Source organism: Pantoea sp. EKM103V (assembly GCF_011800365.1).
GTDB lineage: Bacteria > Pseudomonadota > Gammaproteobacteria > Enterobacterales > Enterobacteriaceae > Pantoea > Pantoea anthophila.
Window position 1 is genome coordinate 59,174 of sequence record NZ_JAALFQ010000009.1, and the last position, 16,371, is coordinate 75,544.

Sequence of the window (16,371 nt, forward strand, 5' to 3'; positions counted from 1 at the left end):
GCGGATCGTCTCGGAAGGTTACAGACACAAAAAAGCCCGCAGGGCTTGTGCCGTGCGGGCTTTCAGGACTTCTACGGATGGCTCTGGAACCATCTTTGAAGAATTTTGGTGGAGCTGGCGGGAGTTGAACCCGCGTCCGAAATTACTACACCGTCGGCACTACATGCTTAGTCAGTTTTTACATTCGCCGGTCAGCTGCGAACAGACACGCCACTGACAGACTAGCCTGATTGGATTTAACGCTTCAACCCCAGGCAGGGCCTCCACGCGATCTCTTTTGGGTTTGACCTCTCTTGATCCCCGTCTTAAGAGCGGAAGCTAGGGAGAGAGGGCTCAGAGCAGGTTATTAAGCTGCTAAAGCGTAGTTTTCGTCGTTTGCGACTATTTTTTTGCGGCTTTTTACGAGGCAAACCGCCCCTCGGCATGCTCCTAAGGCTTCACAATCCCGTCGAATCCAGAATCAGCCCCAGAACTTCAAATGTTAGCAATTAAACAGCATAAAATCCAGTGCTTAGCGCGCTGAATTCTTCATGATACGGGCTTTGTCTAATTTCCATTCACGATCTTTGATGTCGTCGCGCTTGTCATGCTCTTTCTTACCGCGTGCCACACCAATCTTCAGTTTGCACCAGGCGTTCTTCCAGTAAAGCGACAGCGCCACGAGGGTGTAACCTTCGCGGTTAACGCGCCCATAGAGGGAGTCGAGTTCGCGTTGCTTCAGCAGGAGCTTACGGTTACGGGTCGGGTCACAGACCACATGGCTGGACGCAACCGCTAAAGGTTGAAAGGTTGAACCGAACAGGAACGCTTCGCCATCGCGCAGCAGAATATAGCTGTCGCTGATGTTAGCTTTACCGGCACGAAGTGATTTAACTTCCCATCCCTGTAACGATAATCCCGCTTCATACTCCTCTTCGATGAAGTATTCGTGGCGGGCGCGTTTGTTCATGGCAACAGTGGCCGAACCGGGTTTGTGTGCTTTTTTCTTTGTCATAATGAGGCGTATTTTACATCACTTAGTCGGTTATCGCATCCCCAGTCCAGCGGGGCAGCAGGAAACGGGATATTCTAGCACACCCTTTACCAGGGACATTTTTGTTTGATCGCTGAAAATGCTATTATTCAGCGGTTTCTTGATGAACAGGAACCATTATGGCTCAGATTAGTCGTTCGGCACTGGTCCCGTTTAGTGCCGGGCAGATGTACAAACTTGTAAATGATGTGGATGCCTATCCGCAATTCCTGCCGGGTTGCACCGGAAGCCGCGTGCTGGATGCGTCAGAGAATCAGATGACGGCGTCCGTGGATGTCTCGAAAGCGGGTATCAGCAAAACCTTTACCACCCGTAACACCCTGACGGATAACCAGAGCATCCATATGCAGCTGGTTGATGGCCCGTTCCGTAAGCTGACCGGCGGATGGAAGTTCGTCTCGCTGGGCGATGACGCCTGCAAAGTCGAATTAAGCCTGGAGTTTGAATTCACCAATATGCTGGTAGAGATGGCCTTTGGACGCATCTTCAAAGAGCTTGCCAACAGCATGGTCCAGGCTTTCACCCAGCGCGCCAAAGAGGTCTACAGTGCCTGATATCGCCGTTGAGGTGGTCTATGCGTTGCCTGAAAAGCAGTATCAGCTCTACGTCAAAGTGGAGCAGGGCAGCACGGTAGAACAGGCCATCGTAAAATCAGGATTACTGGAGCTGCGTCGCGAAATTGACCTCACCAGCAACAAGGTCGGCGTCTACAGTCGGCCGGTGAAGCTGGATGATGAGGTGAATGAGGGCGATCGTATCGAGGTTTATCGTCCGCTGATTGCCGATCCTAAAGAGCTTCGTCGCCAGCGTGCAGAGCGGGCTGCGGTGAGCAAAAAATAAGTTCTGTCTGGCTTGGCAGATAACGGACATAAAAAAAGGCGCTCGGTGCGCCTTTTTGCTGCCTGTTTTTCAGACTCTCTGCCGTGTGATTAATCGCTGTTCTGAGAGAGATTTGGCTTATTGTCGATGTTGGTCAGCACACCGTTGCCATCAAAGGTCAGGGTCAGCGTCTGCTGTTTGACGCGCTCATGGCCGGGTTCCTGACGGAAGATGTAATACCAGACGTTGCTGCCAAACGGGTCTTTCATCATCGGCGTGCCGAGGGTGTAAGCCACCTGCTGCTGTGTCATACCGGTATGGATCTTGGCCACATCGTTGGCAACCAGATAGTTGCCCTGGTTGATATCAGGACGGTAGACCACGCGCTCTAAAGTGGAACATCCGGCGGTCATCATCAACATTACCACTGCCGCGGCAGTCAGCGTTTTACAGCGCATCTATACATTCCTTTTCCGGGGCCAAACGCCTCAACAGGCGATTTTATTGCCATCAAAATCTGAACTCTGCCTGCGGCAGGCTTTATTACTCTGGCGACATAAGTGCCGATGATAATAAACCTTTTCGCTGTTGGAAACCTCTGCAGAGCAAGCATATGACCCCGTCAGGTTAAAAAAGTGCGCTGCTATGCGGCTAAAAGTTCTTTTGCATTCGCCAGGGTGTTGCGGGTGACCTCGCTGCCGCCCAGCAGACGAGCCAGTTCCTGCAGGCGCGCCCGCTTGTCCAGCGGCTGCATATGCGTTTCAGTCATTGCGCCGTCGGTCTCTTTGCTCACAAAGAAGTGCTGATGACCGCAACCGGCGACCTGCGGCAGGTGCGTGACACACATAACCTGCGTCGATTCACCCAGCTGACGCAGCAGTTTACCTACGACGGCGGCGGTCGGGCCGCTGATACCGACATCAACCTCATCGAAAATCATTGCCGGCGTTTCCATTTTCTTCGCGGTGATCACCTGAATCGCCAGCGCGATACGTGACAGCTCACCGCCTGAAGCCACTTTACCCAGCGGCTGCAACGGCTGACCAGGGTTAGTGGTGACCTGGAAGTCGACGCGGCTTGCGCCATCAGCCGTCAGCTGATCCGGGTTAAAGGTCAGGGCGATTTTAAACTGGCCGTGCGGCATCGAGAGCAGATGCATACTCTGAGTAATCAGATGCTGCAGCTCATCTGCAAAGTGGCTGCGCTGCTGGTGAAGCTCTTCGGCGCTCTTAAGGGCAGCCTGATAGTGTTCACCGACCAGCGATTGCAGGCTCTCCTGGTCGCTTTCGTGCTGTGACAGCAGCTCCGCTTCATCCAGCAGTTGCCGATGCAGTTCAGGCAGCGCTTCTGGCGTGACGTGATGCTTACGCGCCAGGGCAATCTGGCGTGAAATCCGTTTTTCCAGTTCGTACAGGCGATTAGGGTCCAGATCGAGGCTGTCACAGTAGTGACGCAGCTCATCGCTCGCTTCGCTCAGCTGGATAGCCGCCTCTTCCAGCAGGTTATGCACGCCGTTCAGCTTCTCATCCAGCGAGGTCAGCTCAGAAATCAGCTCACGGGCGCTGTAGAGCAGGCTGTTGAGATTGGTGTCATCACTGTCGGAGAGCATCTGCAGCGCCTGCTGACTGGTTGACAGCAGCTGGCCGCTGTTCGCCAGACGCTTGTACTCTTCGTCGATCTGCTCATATTCACCCGGCTGCGGAGCGAAGTCGTTCAGCTCTTTCAGCTGATACTGCAACAGTTCACGGCGCGCTTCGCGCTCCTGCGCCTGCTGCTGATGCAGCGCCAGGGTGCGGCAGCTCTGATGCCAGGTCTGATAGCTGGCACGCATGCGCTGCAGCAGATCATCATGACCGGCATAGGCATCCAGCAGATGTTTCTGGTGATCGGGTTTAAGCAGAAGCTGATGGGCATGCTGACCGTGGATCTGAATCAGCAGCTGACCAAGGTCGCGCAGCTGAGAGAGCGGGACCGCGGTGCCGTTGATAAAGCCGCGCGAACGGCCATCGGCGCTGATCACCCGGCGCAGCAGACACTCGTTGCCATCATCCAGCTGATTATCCAGCAGCCAGCGCTGGGCTGAAGGGGAGGCCTTAAGCTGGAAGCGGGCACACAGGTCAGCCCGGCTGGCTCCCTGACGCACCATGTCGGCGTCAGCACGACCGCCAAGACATAATCCCAGCGCATCAATCGCGATGGACTTACCGGCACCGGTTTCACCCGTGATGGCTGTCATGCCGCGGTGGAAATCAATGTCGAGCTCACGAACGATAGCGAAATTACTGATGGTCAGTTGGGCCAGCATAGGTTCACCTGTACGAATAAACACATATGGTTTTTCATACAGTATAAACTGGTTTTTTATCCAGTAAAGAGGCGGCACCCCTTTTCAGAACAATTTTTTTGACCAGCCCAGCTTAGAGCTCAGCGTGTTGAAATAGCTGTAGTTTTTAGGGTGAATCAGGTTGAGGTGATGATTGCTGCGCCGGATCAGAACATCCTCTCCTTCCTGTATCGGCAGGGCGATCTGACTGTCGCAGCTGATTTCCAGGTCGCTGCGGCGGGACGAAAAGCGCAGGCGGATGGTGCTGCTGCTGTTGATGACCAGCGGCCGCGCCGAGAGCGTATGCGGGAACATCGGCACCAGCACGATCGCTTCCAGCGACGGTGTCAGAATCGGGCCACCCGCAGAGAGCGAGTATGCGGTCGAGCCGGTAGGGGTGGAGATAATCAGTCCGTCAGAGCGCTGCGAAAAGGCGAACACCTCATCGATATAAACCTCAAATTCGATCATGTGTGCGACTTTGCCGGGATGGAGTACCACCTCGTTGATGGCGGTGCCGATGCGCGGCGAACAGGCCGATTTGCACACCTGCGCTTCCAGCAGAAAGCGGCTTTCGACAAAATAGTTGCCCTGCAGCACCTCATCCAGCTGCTGCTGCGCATTGTCCGGGTCGAGGTCAGTAAGAAAGCCGAGGTTACCGCGGTTTATGCCAATCACCTTGATGTCGTAACGGGCCAGCACCCGCGCGGCACCCAGCATGTTGCCATCACCGCCTACTACGACCGCTAAATCGGCCTGCTGACCAATCTCCGCCAGCGTGCCGGTCTGCACATCGTGAAGCGACAGCTCCTGCGCAATCTGTTGCTCGACGATCACTTGATAACCTTTGGCTGTCAGCCAGCGCCAGAGCATCTCATGCGTGGTTAGCGCGGTGGGATGGCGTGGATGACCCACAATACCAATGCAGTTAAAGTGTTTGTTCATCTGGTCGGTGTTCCTTATAAGCCAAAACGGCAAGGCAATGTGACAGGTTCCCTTGAAACCGCTATTTCAATCCCCATAATAAGCCAACCAGCGAAATGAATGTGCAAAACGCGGAGAAATTCATGAGTAGTAAAGAACAGAACACCCCAAACGAGCAAGTCTCAGACGAAATTCAGCAGGATCAGCAGCAACCTCAGGAAGCGGAGACAGCGGCAGAGGTGGATCCGCGTGATGAGCGTATCGCTCAGCTCGAAGCTGAATTAGCGCAGTCGCAGACCGGCGTGCGTGATGCTCAGCTGCGTGCGCAGGCTGAAGTCGAAAACATTCGTCGTCGTGCGGAAATGGACGTTGAGAAGGCGCACAAATTTGCGCTGGAGAAATTTGCCAACGAACTGCTGCCGGTTATCGACAGCCTTGAGCGCGCGCTGGAAGTGGCGAACAAAGAAGATTCACAGCTGGCGCCTATGATCGAAGGGGTTGAACTGACTCTGAAAGGTCTGCTGGGTGCCGTGCGTAAATTCGGTGTTGAAGTGGTCGGCGAAACCGGCGTGCCGTTTAACCCGGAAGTGCATCAGGCGATGTCGATGATGGAGTCTGAAGAGTTCGAGCCTAACCATGTCATGCTGGTGATGCAGCGTGGTTACACGCTGAATGGTCGCCTGCTGCGTCCGGCAATGGTTGCCGTTGCCAAAGCCAAAGGCTGATTCAGCACCGGAATGCTGCTACACGGCCGCGCACTGACGCGGCCGTGTGCATTCTGGCGTCAGTCCGGTAATACCGGCGTCCAGTCCACCGGTTTTTTACCGGCCGCGCTGAGCAGTTCGTTGGTTTTTGAGAAATGGTGGCTGCCGAAAAAGCCGCGATGCGCAGAGAGCGGCGAAGGGTGCGGTGCCTGCAACACATGATGGCGCTGGCGATCGATGATGCTGCCTTTCTTCTGGGCATGCGATCCCCACAGCAGAAAAATCACCCCTTCACGATGCTGATTGATCGCTGCAATCACATTATCGGTAAACGTCTCCCAGCCGAATCGCGCATGGGAGTGCGCTTTGCCCGCCTCGACCGTTAAAACGGTGTTCAGCAGCATCACACCCTGTTTCGCCCAGCTCTCCAGGAAGCCGTGACTGGGTTTCTCAAAGCCCGGAATATCCTGCTGCAACTCTTTATAGATATTTTGCAGGGATGGCGGCACCTGTACGCCTGGCAGCACAGAGAAGGCCAGGCCATGTGCCTGGTGAGGGCCATGATAGGGGTCCTGGCCGAGGATGACGACATTGACGTCGCCCAGTTCCGTCAGGCGAAAGGCATTAAAGACATCTTTCTGCGGCGGATAGACGGTGACCCCCGCAGCGCGTTCATCGGCGACCAGCTTCATCGTCTCGACAAAATAGGGTTTCTGTTTCTCTTCAGCCAGCACGTCGTGCCAGGTCAGCTTTTCAGCCATGTTCAACTCCCTTTCCGTTAGTGCCGTAAGCTTAGCCGTTCCTGCCGCCCAGCTGAAGGTAAAATAAATTTGAAAAATACAAATAAAGTTAAGAAGCAATGCATCTTCAGATCAACGGGTTAGCCTGAATGGCCACGGAGCGCCGGGTGAAGATTGATGCAGGTCAAGGCCGGTCGAAAGGATGGGTGGTATACCGGAGCCTTAAATTTGATTTATTCACCTATTATTCGGGAGATGCAAAGATGATCACAGGAATCCAGATCACTCAATCCAACCATGCCAACCTGCTGAACTCCTTCTGGCTGCTGGACGAAGAGAAAGCTCAGGCGCGTTGCCTCTGTGCCGCCGGGGGTTATGAAGAAGACCAGGTTGTGGCTATCAGCGAGCTGGGCGAATTTGCTTATCGTGAAGTTCCGGTAGAAATCAAACCGCAGGTGCGTGTTGAAGGCGGTCAGCATCTGAACGTCAACGTGCTGCGTCGTGAAACGCTGGAAGATGCGGTGAAGCACCCGGAAAACTACCCGCAATTGACCATCCGCGTGTCGGGTTATGCCGTGCGCTTCAACTCACTGACTCCTGAACAGCAGCGTGACGTGATTGCCCGTACTTTTACCGAAAGTCTTTAAGAGGCCTGAGTGATCGGACGCTGAAAATAAACGCAAAGCGCACACAGCAGATTTTATCATCCTTATCAGCAAGATAGAGAGTCATGTGCAGCGAGCCGGTCAGTGAGGATCGCCAGCAACGCGATCAGGCAGGTAAAATGGTGTGAAAAGGCTGTTAACAGCTGTCAGCTAAAAAAAATCGCCTCATCAGAGGCGATTTTTTTGTTTAAGCGCTGTTTTATTCCGCATTCTCGTTAGCGGCCGCGCTGCCGCTTGCCTTACGGCGTTTGCCGATATTTTTGGCGTCACGATGGCGTTTTTTCACGCGGGGTTTTTCAGTTTCGCTCGCTTTCTTCTCTGCGCGCTTAGCCAGCACCTTTTTCGACGGTTTGCCGGTGGTTTTCGCACTTGGAGCGCGGGTCACCGGACGCAGCTCGTCAATGACGCGCGCTTTAATCGGCTCATTAACGTAGCGGGTGATTTTACCCAGCAGGACATAATCGTGCGCTTCGACCAGCGAGATGGCGATGCCTTTACGACCGGCGCGGCCGGTACGGCCAATACGGTGCAGATAGGTATCGGCGGTGCGCGTCATGTCATAGTTGAAGACGTGGCTGACATCTTCAACGTCGATGCCACGCGCCGCAACGTCGGTGGCAACCAGCACGTTCACCCGTCCTTCACTCAGACGTTTGATCGCTTCGTTACGCTTCGCCTGCACCATTTCGCCTTCCAGATAGCTGGTGCGAATCCCCGCTTCGTGCAGCCAGCTCACCAGCTCATGCAGACGCTCACGCTTACGCACGAACACGATGCTGCGCGTCACTTCCGGCTGCTTCAGCAGATGAATCAGTAGTTTGGTTTTGTGCTCAAGATCGTCAGCGCGGTAGTACCACTGCTGGATCTTTTTGCGCTCGCGACGGCTCGGATCCGCTTCCAGCTCAACCGGATCGTTCAGCAGACGTTCGGCGAAATCGCGGATGTTGTCGCCTTCCAGCGTGGCGGAGAAGAGCAGGGTCTGTTTGCGCCAGCGCGTTTCAGCCGCGATGGTTTCGATATCCTGGGCGAAGCCCATATCCAGCATACGGTCCGCTTCATCCAGCACCAGCGTTTCCACAGCGCGGCAGTCGAAGTTCTCTTCTTTAATATACTGCAGCAGGCGGCCGGTGGTCGCGACCACGATATCCTGGTTTTCGCTGAACACTTCGGCGTGGTTCATGTAGGCCACGCCGCCCGTGATGGTCGCGATATCCAGATGGGTATGTTTCGCCAGTTCACGCGCGTGTTCGGCGACCTGCATCGCCAGTTCGCGAGTCGGGGTCACAATCAGGATGCGTGGCGGGCCAGATTTCTTGCGCGGAAAATCAAGCAGGTGCTGCAGCGCCGGTAACAGATAGGCGGCGGTTTTCCCGGTCCCGGTAGGTGCCGAACCCAGAACGTCGCGGCCCTCCAGCGCGGGCGGAATTGCAGCAGCCTGAATCACTGTTGGACGCGTGAAGCCTTTTTCCTGCAACGCTTGTAGCAGGCTTTCGTCGAGTTCGAGTTCGGAAAATGTGGTTACTGTCATGGTCTACCTCAGTTTGGGGCGCTGATTATAGACAGATCAGACTGAATCTTCATCTGTTAATCCGTTTCCGCTGCGCCTGGGGTTGTCTGCCGCGTGAATTCCCTCTGTTGCCACGTTACACTCATGCGCTGCCGGACGGCAGGAAAAAACGATGGTAGTGAACAATGATGCAGGATAAGCCGCGTGAACGGCCACAGTTAAACAAGAACGGTTTTACCTTTAAACAATTTTTTGTCGCACACGATCGCTGTGCGATGAAAGTAGGAACCGATGCCATTCTGCTCGGGGCCTGGGCACCGGTGGCCGGGGTCAGGCGCATTCTGGATATCGGCAGCGGCAGCGGGCTGATTGCCCTGATGCTGGCGCAGCGTACACCGTCGCAGGTGCTGGTCGATGCGGTTGAATTAGAGCCAGAGGCCGCGCAGCAGGCGCAGGAGAATGTGCAGCAGTCGCCGTGGCCTGAACGAATCCGGGTGCATCAGCACGACATCGCCTCCTGGGCAGAGGAGTCCACAGCACGCTATTCCCTCATCGTCAGCAATCCCCCTTACTTTGCGCCTGGCGTGGCCTGTTCTACGCCAGCGCGGGACAGCGCCCGTGCCACAGCCTCGCTCGACCATCAGACGTTACTGCGCAGCGCGGCGTTACTGATTGAGGAGGAGGGGATGTTCTGCGTGGTGCTGCCTGCCGCCATCGGCCAGGATTTTATCGCGCTGGCAGAGGCGGATGGCTGGCATCTGCGTTCGCGCCTGGATGTGGCGGAGTATGCCCATCGTCCGCCGCACCGGGTTGTGCTGGGCTTTTCGCCGCAGCCTGGCGAAACCCTGCTGGAGCGGCTCGCTATCCGCGCAGCAGACACCCACTATTCGGATGAGTGGTGCAGCCTGACGCGGGCGTTCTATCTCTTTATGTAGCCGGGCGGCGTCAGAATTGTCGGTAGCGCCTCAGGCAGCAGGTTCGGGTAGTCGCGAATGTAGTGCAGGCCGCGACTCTCTTTTCGCTCCAGCGCACAGCGCACCATCAGATCCGCCACCTGAACCAGATTCCGCAGCTCAAGGAGATGATTGGAGAGGCGGAAGTGACGGTAATACTCATCGATCTCCTGCTGAAGCAGGGTGATGCGGCGCAAAGCCCGCTCCAGTCGTCGGGTCGTACGCACAATGCCGACATAATCCCACATGAAGAGCCGCAGCTCATGCCAGTTGTGCTGGATGACGACGCGCTCATCGGCATCATCGACCTGGCTCTCATCCCAGGCGGGCAGGGTGGTCACAGCCTCTATGCCAGGCAGGCTCTGGATCAGCGCTTCGGCGGCTGACCAGCCATAGACCAGGCACTCCAGCAGTGAGTTGGAGGCCATGCGGTTCGCACCGTGCAGGCCGGTGTAGCTCACCTCACCGATGGCATACAGGCCGCTGACGTCACTCTGCCCATGCTGATCCACCATCACGCCGCCACAGGTATAGTGGGCGGCAGGCACGATCGGGATCGGTTCCCGGGTCAGGTCGAAGCCAAAGGTCAGCAGCTTTTCATAGATCATCGGGAAGTGGGCGCGCACAAACTCTTCCGGCTGATGGCTGATATCCAGATACATGCAGTCCACGCCCAGCCGCTTCATCTCATGATCGATGGCGCGTGCGACGATATCGCGCGGAGCCAGCTCGGCGCGCTCATCAAAATCGGGCATGAAACGGCTGCCATCGGGACGCACCAGCCAGGCGCCTTCTCCGCGCAGGGCTTCAGTCAGCAGGAAGTTCTGCGCCTGGGGATGAAACAGGCAGGTAGGATGAAACTGATTAAATTCGAGGTTGGCGACCCGGCAGCCCGCACGCCAGGCCATCGCAATCCCGTCACCGGAGGCGACGTCAGGATTCGTGGTGTACTGATACACTTTGGCGGCGCCGCCGGTCGCCAGCACCACCGCCCGCGCCTGACAGGTTTCCACCTGCTCACGGTTACGGTTCCAGATCCAGGCACCTACCACCCGGCGCGGGCCAGGCAGGCCGATTTTATCGGAGAGAATCAGATCGACCGCATTGGTGCGTTCCAGAATGCGGATATTGGGGTGGCTGAGCGCCTGGCTTACCAGCGTGGTTTCAACCGCATGACCGGTGGCATCGGCACTGTGCAGAATACGGCGATGGCTGTGTCCGCCTTCGCGCGTCAGGTGATAGCGCATCTCGCCTGAGGCCTGCGGATCAAGATCAAAGGCAACGCCGTTGTCGATCAGCCACTGCACGCAGTGCCGGGCATTGCTGGCGATAAACGAGACCGCCTCCCGGTCGCACAGTCCGGCGCCGGCAATCAGCGTATCTTCTATATGCGCTTCAATACTGTCGGTCTCATCGAACACCGCCGCAATGCCGCCCTGAGCATAAAGCGTAGAGCCTTCATTGACCTGCGCTTTGCTGAGCACCGTGACCTGATACTGTTTCGCCAGGCGCAGCGCTAAAGAGAGGCCCGCCGCACCGCTGCCCACAATCAATACATCACACTGATAATCCGGATTCGCATTTGTCATGGTGTTTAATTTACTAAACAAAGATTGCCCTGAGCATATGCCCTGAGCCGGTCGCTGTGAAGTATTTTAAACAAAAGTTCGCAGATTCACGGTGTGAATTCAGAAAAATCACCGATAATCATTAAGTTATAAACAGTACAATTTGAGCTCTGTTTTCTATACCAAACTTATTATCGGCGGAGGATTTAATGATGAAAAAGCTGTTGTCATAGGTTACTCTGCCTGCGATTTGCGCTCCTTACACTGAACGAAAACGAACAACCTGTGTAATCAATTCCGGAGCGGCAAATATCAGGTCGGGAAGTGAACTTCGCACCACATCACAACTCTAAGCGCATGCTTGCTCAGAACCAATGAGATGTGCTGGCAGTTACTTTATGCGTAAGAAAAGTTTGGGGAGACATTACCTCGGATGAGCGAGCAGTTAACGGATCAGGTTCTTGTCGAGCGGGTTCAGAAGGGAGATCAAAAAGCTTTCAACTTACTGGTGATTCGTTACCAGCACAAAGTGGCGAGCCTGGTTTCACGCTATGTACCTTCAGGCGATGTGCCTGATGTCGTACAGGAATCATTTATCAAAGCGTATCGCGCACTGGATTCATTCCGTGGCGATAGCGCCTTTTATACCTGGCTGTACCGCATTGCGGTCAATACAGCGAAAAATTACCTGGTTGCTCAGGGGCGTCGTCCGCCATCCAGCGATGTGGATGCGATTGACGCAGAAAATTTCGAAAGTGCGGGTGCATTAAAAGAAATTTCGAACCCTGAGAACTTAATGTTGTCTGACGAATTGAAACAAATTGTCTTTCGTACCATCGAGGCGCTACCCGAGGACTTGCGTATGGCAATCACCCTCAGGGAACTGGACGGCCTGAGCTATGAAGAGATCGCCGTCATTATGGATTGCCCGGTAGGCACTGTTCGATCACGTATCTTTCGTGCGCGAGAGGCTATTGATAACAAAGTTCAACCGCTTATCCAACGTCAGTGATAACGGCTACTGGAAGGGTACATAGGCATGCAGAAAGAAAAACTTTCCGCTTTAATGGATGGTGAGACCTTAGATAACGAGCTGTTTTCCGCCTTATCGAAGGACGCAGAACTGCAGAAAAGCTGGGCAAGCTATCACCTCATCCGCGATACCATGCGCGGTGACGTCAGTGAGCACCTGCATTTCGATATCTCTGCGCGCGTCGCTGCTGCTATCGAAAAAGAACCGCTGCGTTCTGTCACAACGTTGATCCCTGAAGCTCAGCCAGAACCTTCCCGCTGGGAAAAAATGCCGTTCTGGAAAAAAGCGCGTCCGTGGGCAGCACAGCTGACGCAGGTGGGTGTGGCGGCCTGTGTGTCACTGGCCGTCATCGTGGGTGTTCAGCATTACAATCAGCCTGAGGGTAGCGCGACTCAGACCTCTGACTCGCCGGTGTTCAATACGCTGCCGATGATGGGTAAAGCGTCGCCGGTCAGTCTGGGCGTGCCGTCTGATGCGTTTGACACCAACAGTTCTAATCAGCAGGTTCAGGATCAGCGCCGTCGCGTCAATGCGATGCTGCAGGATTATGAACTGCAGCGTCGTCTGCACGCTGATCAGCTGCAATTCGAAACCGATGCCCCTAAACAGGCACAGGTGGATGTTCCCGGAAACCAATCTTTAGGACAGCAGCAGCAGTAATGAAGCCGCATTGGTATGCTGTTAGCCTGCTGGCAGGCAGCCTGTTGTGGTCATCTGTTGCCCCGGCGCAAACTTCGGCGTCCGGGGCGCTATTGCAGCAGATGGAACAGGCAAGCCAGAACCTCAACTACGAATTCGCCTATATCAACGTCTCCCGCATCGGCATCGAATCGCTGCGCTATCGACATGCTGTGATCGATAACCGGATATTTGCTCAGCTACTGCAGATGGACGGGCCGCGTCGGGAAGTGATCCAGCGCGGCAACGATATCAGTTACTTCGAACCTGGCCTCGATCCCTTTTCGCTTCCCGGCAATCACATCATTGACGCACTGCCGTCTGTGATTTTTGCTGACTTCAGCAAGCTGGCCAGCGCCTACGATTTTATTACCGTGGGACGCTCGCGCATTGCCGATCAGATGTGTGATGTGCTGCGTATCGTTTCACGGGATGGGACCCGCTACAGCTATGTGGTCTGGCTGGATGTCGACACCAAACTGCCGCTGCGCATTGACCTGCTTGACCGTGATGGTGAAACGCTGGAGCAGTTCCGCGTGATCAGTTTTGCGGTGGATGAGGGGGTGCGAAACCTGATGCAGGGGCTGGAAAAAGCCAATCTGCCGCCGTCGCTGTCGGTGCCGAAAGGGGATGCGGTCACGCTTACCTGGCAGCCAGGCTGGATCCCTGCCGGGATGTCACTGGTGTCGCAGAATCGCCGTTCGCTGCCGGCGCTGAACAAAAATATGGAATCGAAGCTCTACAGCGACGGCCTGTTCAGTTTTGCGATCAACGTGACGCCGGCGGATAAAACCAGCCTTACCCAGACATTGCGCACTGGGCGTCGTACGGTTCAGACTGTTGTGCGCAATAATTACGAGATTGCGGTGATTGGCGAGATACCGCCTTCAACCGCTAAACGTATTGCGGACAGCATCGACCTGGGATCACAGAAATGATGAGAGAATGGGCCACCGTGGTGGCATGGCAGGATGGCATCGCCACGCTGCACACCGAAGCAAAAACCTCCTGCAACAGCTGCCAGGCGCGCAAAGGCTGTGGCAGTCATATGCTGAATAAACTCGGCCCGAAAAATGCGCACGTGATGCAGATCGCCAGCAGCGAGCCACTGCAGCCGGGGCAGCGCATCGAATTGGGCATCAGGGAGAGCAGCCTGCTCGGTTCGGCACTGCTGGTCTACATGACGCCACTGCTGGGCCTCTTTCTGGTGGCAGGCCTGTTTCAGTCGCTGTTCAGCAGCGATCTGGCGGCGGCCTGCGGTGCACTGCTGGGCGGCGTTGGCGGCTTTATTATCGCCAAAGGCGTTTCACTGAAATTTGGCGATCGCGAAGCCTTTCAGCCGGTGATCCTCAACATCGCTTTACCTCCCGATGCGCTGCGTGTCGAAAGCGAAGCGTAATGCACGTCCAGGCCGCGCACTCCGCGGCCTTTGTCCGTTCTGCCCTGCGCAGATATCTGTTTCGCTTCCACCTCGTTCCATTCTTTTATGCGCGGCGTTAACAGTGTAATATGCGTCGTCATTAATGAGGCTGACAGGATTGTGGGTAAAGAGCGATCTTCCTGAATGTGTCTGTGCTCAGGTTTTCAACTGAATTTTAAGCGAAGATATCCCTATAAATGAAGCACATAAGAAATTTCTCCATCATCGCTCATATCGACCATGGTAAATCCACGCTCTCTGACCGCCTTATTCAGATCTGCGGTGGCCTCACAGACCGTGAAATGGCTGCGCAGGTTCTTGACTCTATGGATCTGGAGCGTGAGCGTGGCATCACCATCAAAGCACAGAGCGTCACACTCGACTACCATGCGAAAGACGGCGAAACTTACCAGCTCAATTTCATCGACACCCCGGGCCACGTAGACTTCTCCTATGAAGTGTCCCGCTCACTGGCTGCCTGTGAAGGGGCACTGCTGGTGGTGGATGCCGGTCAGGGTGTTGAAGCGCAGACACTGGCGAACTGCTACACCGCGATTGAGATGGATCTGGAAGTAGTGCCGGTTCTGAATAAAATCGACCTGCCGGCTGCCGACCCTGAGCGCGCGGCGCAGGAGATTGAAGATATCGTCGGCATTGATGCCGCCGATGCGGTGCGCTGTTCTGCCAAAACCGGCGTTGGCGTGCCTGACGTGCTGGAACGTTTAGTGCGCGATATTCCGCCGCCGGAAGGCGATCCGGAAGCGCCACTGCAGGCACTGATTATCGACTCCTGGTTTGATAACTACCTGGGCGTGGTCTCACTGGTGCGTGTGAAAAACGGCACCATGCGCAAAGGCGACAAGATTAAAGTCCTGAGCACCGGCCAGACCTATAATGCGGACCGTCTGGGTATCTTTACCCCGAAACAGGTCGACCGTACCGAACTGAACTGCGGTGAAGTGGGCTGGCTGGTCTGCGCCATCAAAGATATCCTCGGCGCGCCGGTGGGCGATACCCTGACCACCGCCCGCAACCCGGCTGACAAAGCGCTGCCTGGCTTCAAAAAAGTGAAGCCGCAGGTTTACGCCGGTCTGTTCCCAATCAGCTCCGATGACTATGAAGCCTTCCGTGATGCGCTCGGCAAGCTCAGCCTGAACGACGCCTCGCTGTTCTATGAGCCAGAAAGCTCAACGGCGCTGGGCTTTGGTTTCCGCTGTGGCTTCCTGGGTCTGCTGCACATGGAGATCATTCAGGAGCGTCTGGAGCGTGAATACGATCTCGACCTGATCACCACCGCGCCGACGGTTGTGTATGAAGTCGTGACCACAAGCGGTGATACGGTCTATGTCGACAGCCCCTCTAAGCTGCCGCCGCTGAACAACATTGAAGAGCTGCGTGAACCGATTGCGGAATGTCACATGCTGCTGCCGCAGGAGTATCTGGGCAACGTTATTACGCTCTGTATTGAGAAGCGTGGCGTGCAGACCAACATGGTTTACCACGGCAATCAGGTCGCGCTGACCTACGAAATTCCGATGGCAGAAGTGGTGCTCGACTTCTTCGACCGTCTGAAGTCGACCTCACGCGGTTATGCCTCGCTGGATTACAACTTCAAGCGTTTCCAGACCTCTGACATGGTGCGCGTTGACGTTCTGATCAACTCTGAGCGTGTGGATGCGCTGGCGCTGATCACGCACCGCGACAACGCCCCTTATCGCGGCCGCGAACTGGTTGAGAAGATGAAAGATCTCATCCCGCGTCAGCAGTTTGATATTGCGATTCAGGCCGCCATTGGTAACCACATCATCGCACGTTCAACGGTTAAACAGTTGCGTAAAAACGTTCTCGCCAAATGTTATGGCGGTGACGTCAGCCGTAAGAAGAAACTGTTGCAGAAGCAGAAAGATGGTAAGAAGCGAATGAAGCAGGTTGGCAACGTTGAGCTGCCACAGGAAGCGTTCCTCGCCATTCTGCATGTCGGTAAGGACAGCAAATAAGGATTTC

The 16,371-nt window shown here is 55.3% G+C and carries 17 protein-coding genes and 1 other RNA gene; 10 read left to right on the forward strand and 8 right to left on the reverse strand.

The features are described from left to right. Nucleotides 1-106 precede the first annotated feature (106 nt). Together ssrA and smpB are read right to left on the reverse strand one after the other, a co-directional pair. Nucleotides 107-468: a transfer-messenger RNA gene (gene ssrA / locus HFD97_RS16770) on the reverse strand. Nucleotides 469-511: 43 nt separating this feature from the next. Next, nucleotides 512-994 carry an SsrA-binding protein SmpB gene (smpB, locus tag HFD97_RS16775; RefSeq protein ID WP_009088626.1) on the reverse strand — a complete coding sequence of 161 codons (483 nt, stop codon included), beginning with the start codon at nucleotides 992-994 and terminating at the stop codon, nucleotides 512-514. A 158-nt stretch (nucleotides 995-1,152) separates the two neighbouring features. Here smpB and HFD97_RS16780 point away from each other — a divergent pair, with 158 nt between their 5' ends. Next, the gene (locus HFD97_RS16780) at nucleotides 1,153-1,587 is read left to right on the forward strand and encodes a type II toxin-antitoxin system RatA family toxin (RefSeq protein WP_009088627.1); all 435 of its coding nucleotides are present in this window, start codon (nucleotides 1,153-1,155) and stop codon (nucleotides 1,585-1,587) included. Then, nucleotides 1,580-1,873, forward strand: coding sequence for an RnfH family protein (locus HFD97_RS16785; protein ID WP_167431272.1), 294 nt, complete (start codon nucleotides 1,580-1,582; stop codon nucleotides 1,871-1,873). The genes HFD97_RS16780 and HFD97_RS16785 overlap by 8 nt, the downstream gene beginning before the upstream one ends. Nucleotides 1,874-1,962: 89 nt before the next feature. Here HFD97_RS16785 and bamE read toward each other — a convergent pair whose 3' ends face one another. From bamE to nadK, 3 genes are all read right to left on the reverse strand, one after another. After that, on the reverse strand, nucleotides 1,963-2,310 hold the full coding sequence (gene bamE, locus HFD97_RS16790; RefSeq protein ID WP_009088629.1) for an outer membrane protein assembly factor BamE: 348 nt from the start codon (nucleotides 2,308-2,310) through the stop codon (nucleotides 1,963-1,965). Between the two features lie 185 nt (nucleotides 2,311-2,495). Beyond that, entirely contained in the window at nucleotides 2,496-4,157 is a 1,662-nt protein-coding gene (gene recN / locus HFD97_RS16795; protein ID WP_154927483.1) for a DNA repair protein RecN, read from the reverse strand. Between the two features lie 84 nt (nucleotides 4,158-4,241). Continuing rightward, nucleotides 4,242-5,120, reverse strand: a complete 879-nt coding sequence (nadK, locus tag HFD97_RS16800; protein WP_009088631.1) for an NAD(+) kinase — start codon at nucleotides 5,118-5,120, stop codon at nucleotides 4,242-4,244. 122 nt (nucleotides 5,121-5,242) lie between these two features. Between nadK and grpE the strand changes: the two genes are divergently transcribed. Continuing rightward, nucleotides 5,243-5,824, forward strand: coding sequence for a nucleotide exchange factor GrpE (grpE, locus tag HFD97_RS16805; protein WP_009088632.1), 582 nt, complete (start codon nucleotides 5,243-5,245; stop codon nucleotides 5,822-5,824). A gap of 59 nt (nucleotides 5,825-5,883) precedes the next feature. Here grpE and ung read toward each other — a convergent pair whose 3' ends face one another. Then, entirely contained in the window at nucleotides 5,884-6,564 is a 681-nt protein-coding gene (ung, locus tag HFD97_RS16810; protein ID WP_150028960.1) for a uracil-DNA glycosylase, read from the reverse strand. A gap of 242 nt (nucleotides 6,565-6,806) precedes the next feature. Between ung and grcA the strand changes: the two genes are divergently transcribed. Further along, entirely contained in the window at nucleotides 6,807-7,190 is a 384-nt protein-coding gene (grcA, locus tag HFD97_RS16815; protein ID WP_009088643.1) for an autonomous glycyl radical cofactor GrcA, read from the forward strand. A gap of 217 nt (nucleotides 7,191-7,407) precedes the next feature. On the opposite strand, the gene srmB is transcribed toward grcA, so the two are convergent. Next, nucleotides 7,408-8,736, reverse strand: coding sequence for an ATP-dependent RNA helicase SrmB (srmB, locus tag HFD97_RS16820; protein ID WP_150028959.1), 1,329 nt, complete (start codon nucleotides 8,734-8,736; stop codon nucleotides 7,408-7,410). Between the two features lie 164 nt (nucleotides 8,737-8,900). Between srmB and HFD97_RS16825 the strand changes: the two genes are divergently transcribed. Next, a complete protein-coding gene (locus HFD97_RS16825; RefSeq protein ID WP_150028958.1) occupies nucleotides 8,901-9,650 on the forward strand; it encodes a tRNA1(Val) (adenine(37)-N6)-methyltransferase in 750 nt (249 codons plus the stop codon). On the opposite strand, the gene nadB is transcribed toward HFD97_RS16825, so the two are convergent. Then, on the reverse strand, nucleotides 9,635-11,257 hold the full coding sequence (gene nadB, locus HFD97_RS16830) for an L-aspartate oxidase (protein WP_150028988.1): 1,623 nt from the start codon (nucleotides 11,255-11,257) through the stop codon (nucleotides 9,635-9,637). The two genes, HFD97_RS16825 and nadB, sit on opposite strands and share 16 nt — an antisense overlap. 412 nt (nucleotides 11,258-11,669) lie before the next feature. Between nadB and rpoE the strand changes: the two genes are divergently transcribed. The 5 genes from rpoE to lepA all read left to right on the forward strand — a co-directional run bounded on the left by rpoE (nucleotide 11,670) and on the right by lepA (nucleotide 16,364). Beyond that, nucleotides 11,670-12,248 (forward strand): RNA polymerase sigma factor RpoE, encoded by a 579-nt coding sequence (gene rpoE, locus HFD97_RS16835; RefSeq protein ID WP_009088652.1) that lies wholly within the window; start codon nucleotides 11,670-11,672, stop codon nucleotides 12,246-12,248. A 27-nt stretch (nucleotides 12,249-12,275) separates the two neighbouring features. Next, nucleotides 12,276-12,929, forward strand: a complete 654-nt coding sequence (gene rseA / locus HFD97_RS16840; RefSeq protein ID WP_009088654.1) for an anti-sigma-E factor RseA — start codon at nucleotides 12,276-12,278, stop codon at nucleotides 12,927-12,929. After that, nucleotides 12,929-13,885: a sigma-E factor regulatory protein RseB gene (gene rseB, locus HFD97_RS16845; RefSeq protein ID WP_046102383.1), complete on the forward strand. Its 957-nt coding sequence runs from the start codon at nucleotides 12,929-12,931 to the stop codon at nucleotides 13,883-13,885. The genes rseA and rseB overlap by 1 nt, the downstream gene beginning before the upstream one ends. After that, nucleotides 13,882-14,346, forward strand: a complete 465-nt coding sequence (gene rseC, locus HFD97_RS16850; RefSeq protein WP_046102382.1) for a SoxR-reducing system protein RseC — start codon at nucleotides 13,882-13,884, stop codon at nucleotides 14,344-14,346. The genes rseB and rseC overlap by 4 nt, the downstream gene beginning before the upstream one ends. 218 nt (nucleotides 14,347-14,564) lie before the next feature. Continuing rightward, the gene (gene lepA / locus HFD97_RS16855; protein ID WP_009088658.1) at nucleotides 14,565-16,364 is read left to right on the forward strand and encodes a translation elongation factor 4; all 1,800 of its coding nucleotides are present in this window, start codon (nucleotides 14,565-14,567) and stop codon (nucleotides 16,362-16,364) included. Nucleotides 16,365-16,371: the final 7 nt, after the last annotated feature.

Bases quoted from the DNA above. Each gene is read 5' to 3' on its own strand.
- smpB (WP_009088626.1), bottom strand. From the start codon at position 994: ATGACAAAGAAAAAAGCACACAAACCCGGTTCGGCCACTGTTGCCATG.
- HFD97_RS16780 (WP_009088627.1), top strand. From the start codon at position 1,153: ATGGCTCAGATTAGTCGTTCGGCACTGGTCCCGTTTAGTGCCGGGCAG.
- bamE (WP_009088629.1), bottom strand. From the start codon at position 2,310: ATGCGCTGTAAAACGCTGACTGCCGCGGCAGTGGTAATGTTGATGATG.
- recN (WP_154927483.1), bottom strand. From the start codon at position 4,157: ATGCTGGCCCAACTGACCATCAGTAATTTCGCTATCGTTCGTGAGCTC.
- nadK (WP_009088631.1), bottom strand. From the start codon at position 5,120: ATGAACAAACACTTTAACTGCATTGGTATTGTGGGTCATCCACGCCAT.
- grpE (WP_009088632.1), top strand. From the start codon at position 5,243: ATGAGTAGTAAAGAACAGAACACCCCAAACGAGCAAGTCTCAGACGAA.
- ung (WP_150028960.1), bottom strand. From the start codon at position 6,564: ATGGCTGAAAAGCTGACCTGGCACGACGTGCTGGCTGAAGAGAAACAG.
- grcA (WP_009088643.1), top strand. From the start codon at position 6,807: ATGATCACAGGAATCCAGATCACTCAATCCAACCATGCCAACCTGCTG.
- srmB (WP_150028959.1), bottom strand. From the start codon at position 8,736: ATGACAGTAACCACATTTTCCGAACTCGAACTCGACGAAAGCCTGCTA.
- HFD97_RS16825 (WP_150028958.1), top strand. From the start codon at position 8,901: ATGATGCAGGATAAGCCGCGTGAACGGCCACAGTTAAACAAGAACGGT.
- nadB (WP_150028988.1), bottom strand. From the start codon at position 11,257: ATGACAAATGCGAATCCGGATTATCAGTGTGATGTATTGATTGTGGGC.
- rpoE (WP_009088652.1), top strand. From the start codon at position 11,670: ATGAGCGAGCAGTTAACGGATCAGGTTCTTGTCGAGCGGGTTCAGAAG.
- rseA (WP_009088654.1), top strand. From the start codon at position 12,276: ATGCAGAAAGAAAAACTTTCCGCTTTAATGGATGGTGAGACCTTAGAT.
- rseB (WP_046102383.1), top strand. From the start codon at position 12,929: ATGAAGCCGCATTGGTATGCTGTTAGCCTGCTGGCAGGCAGCCTGTTG.
- rseC (WP_046102382.1), top strand. From the start codon at position 13,882: ATGATGAGAGAATGGGCCACCGTGGTGGCATGGCAGGATGGCATCGCC.
- lepA (WP_009088658.1), top strand. From the start codon at position 14,565: ATGAAGCACATAAGAAATTTCTCCATCATCGCTCATATCGACCATGGT.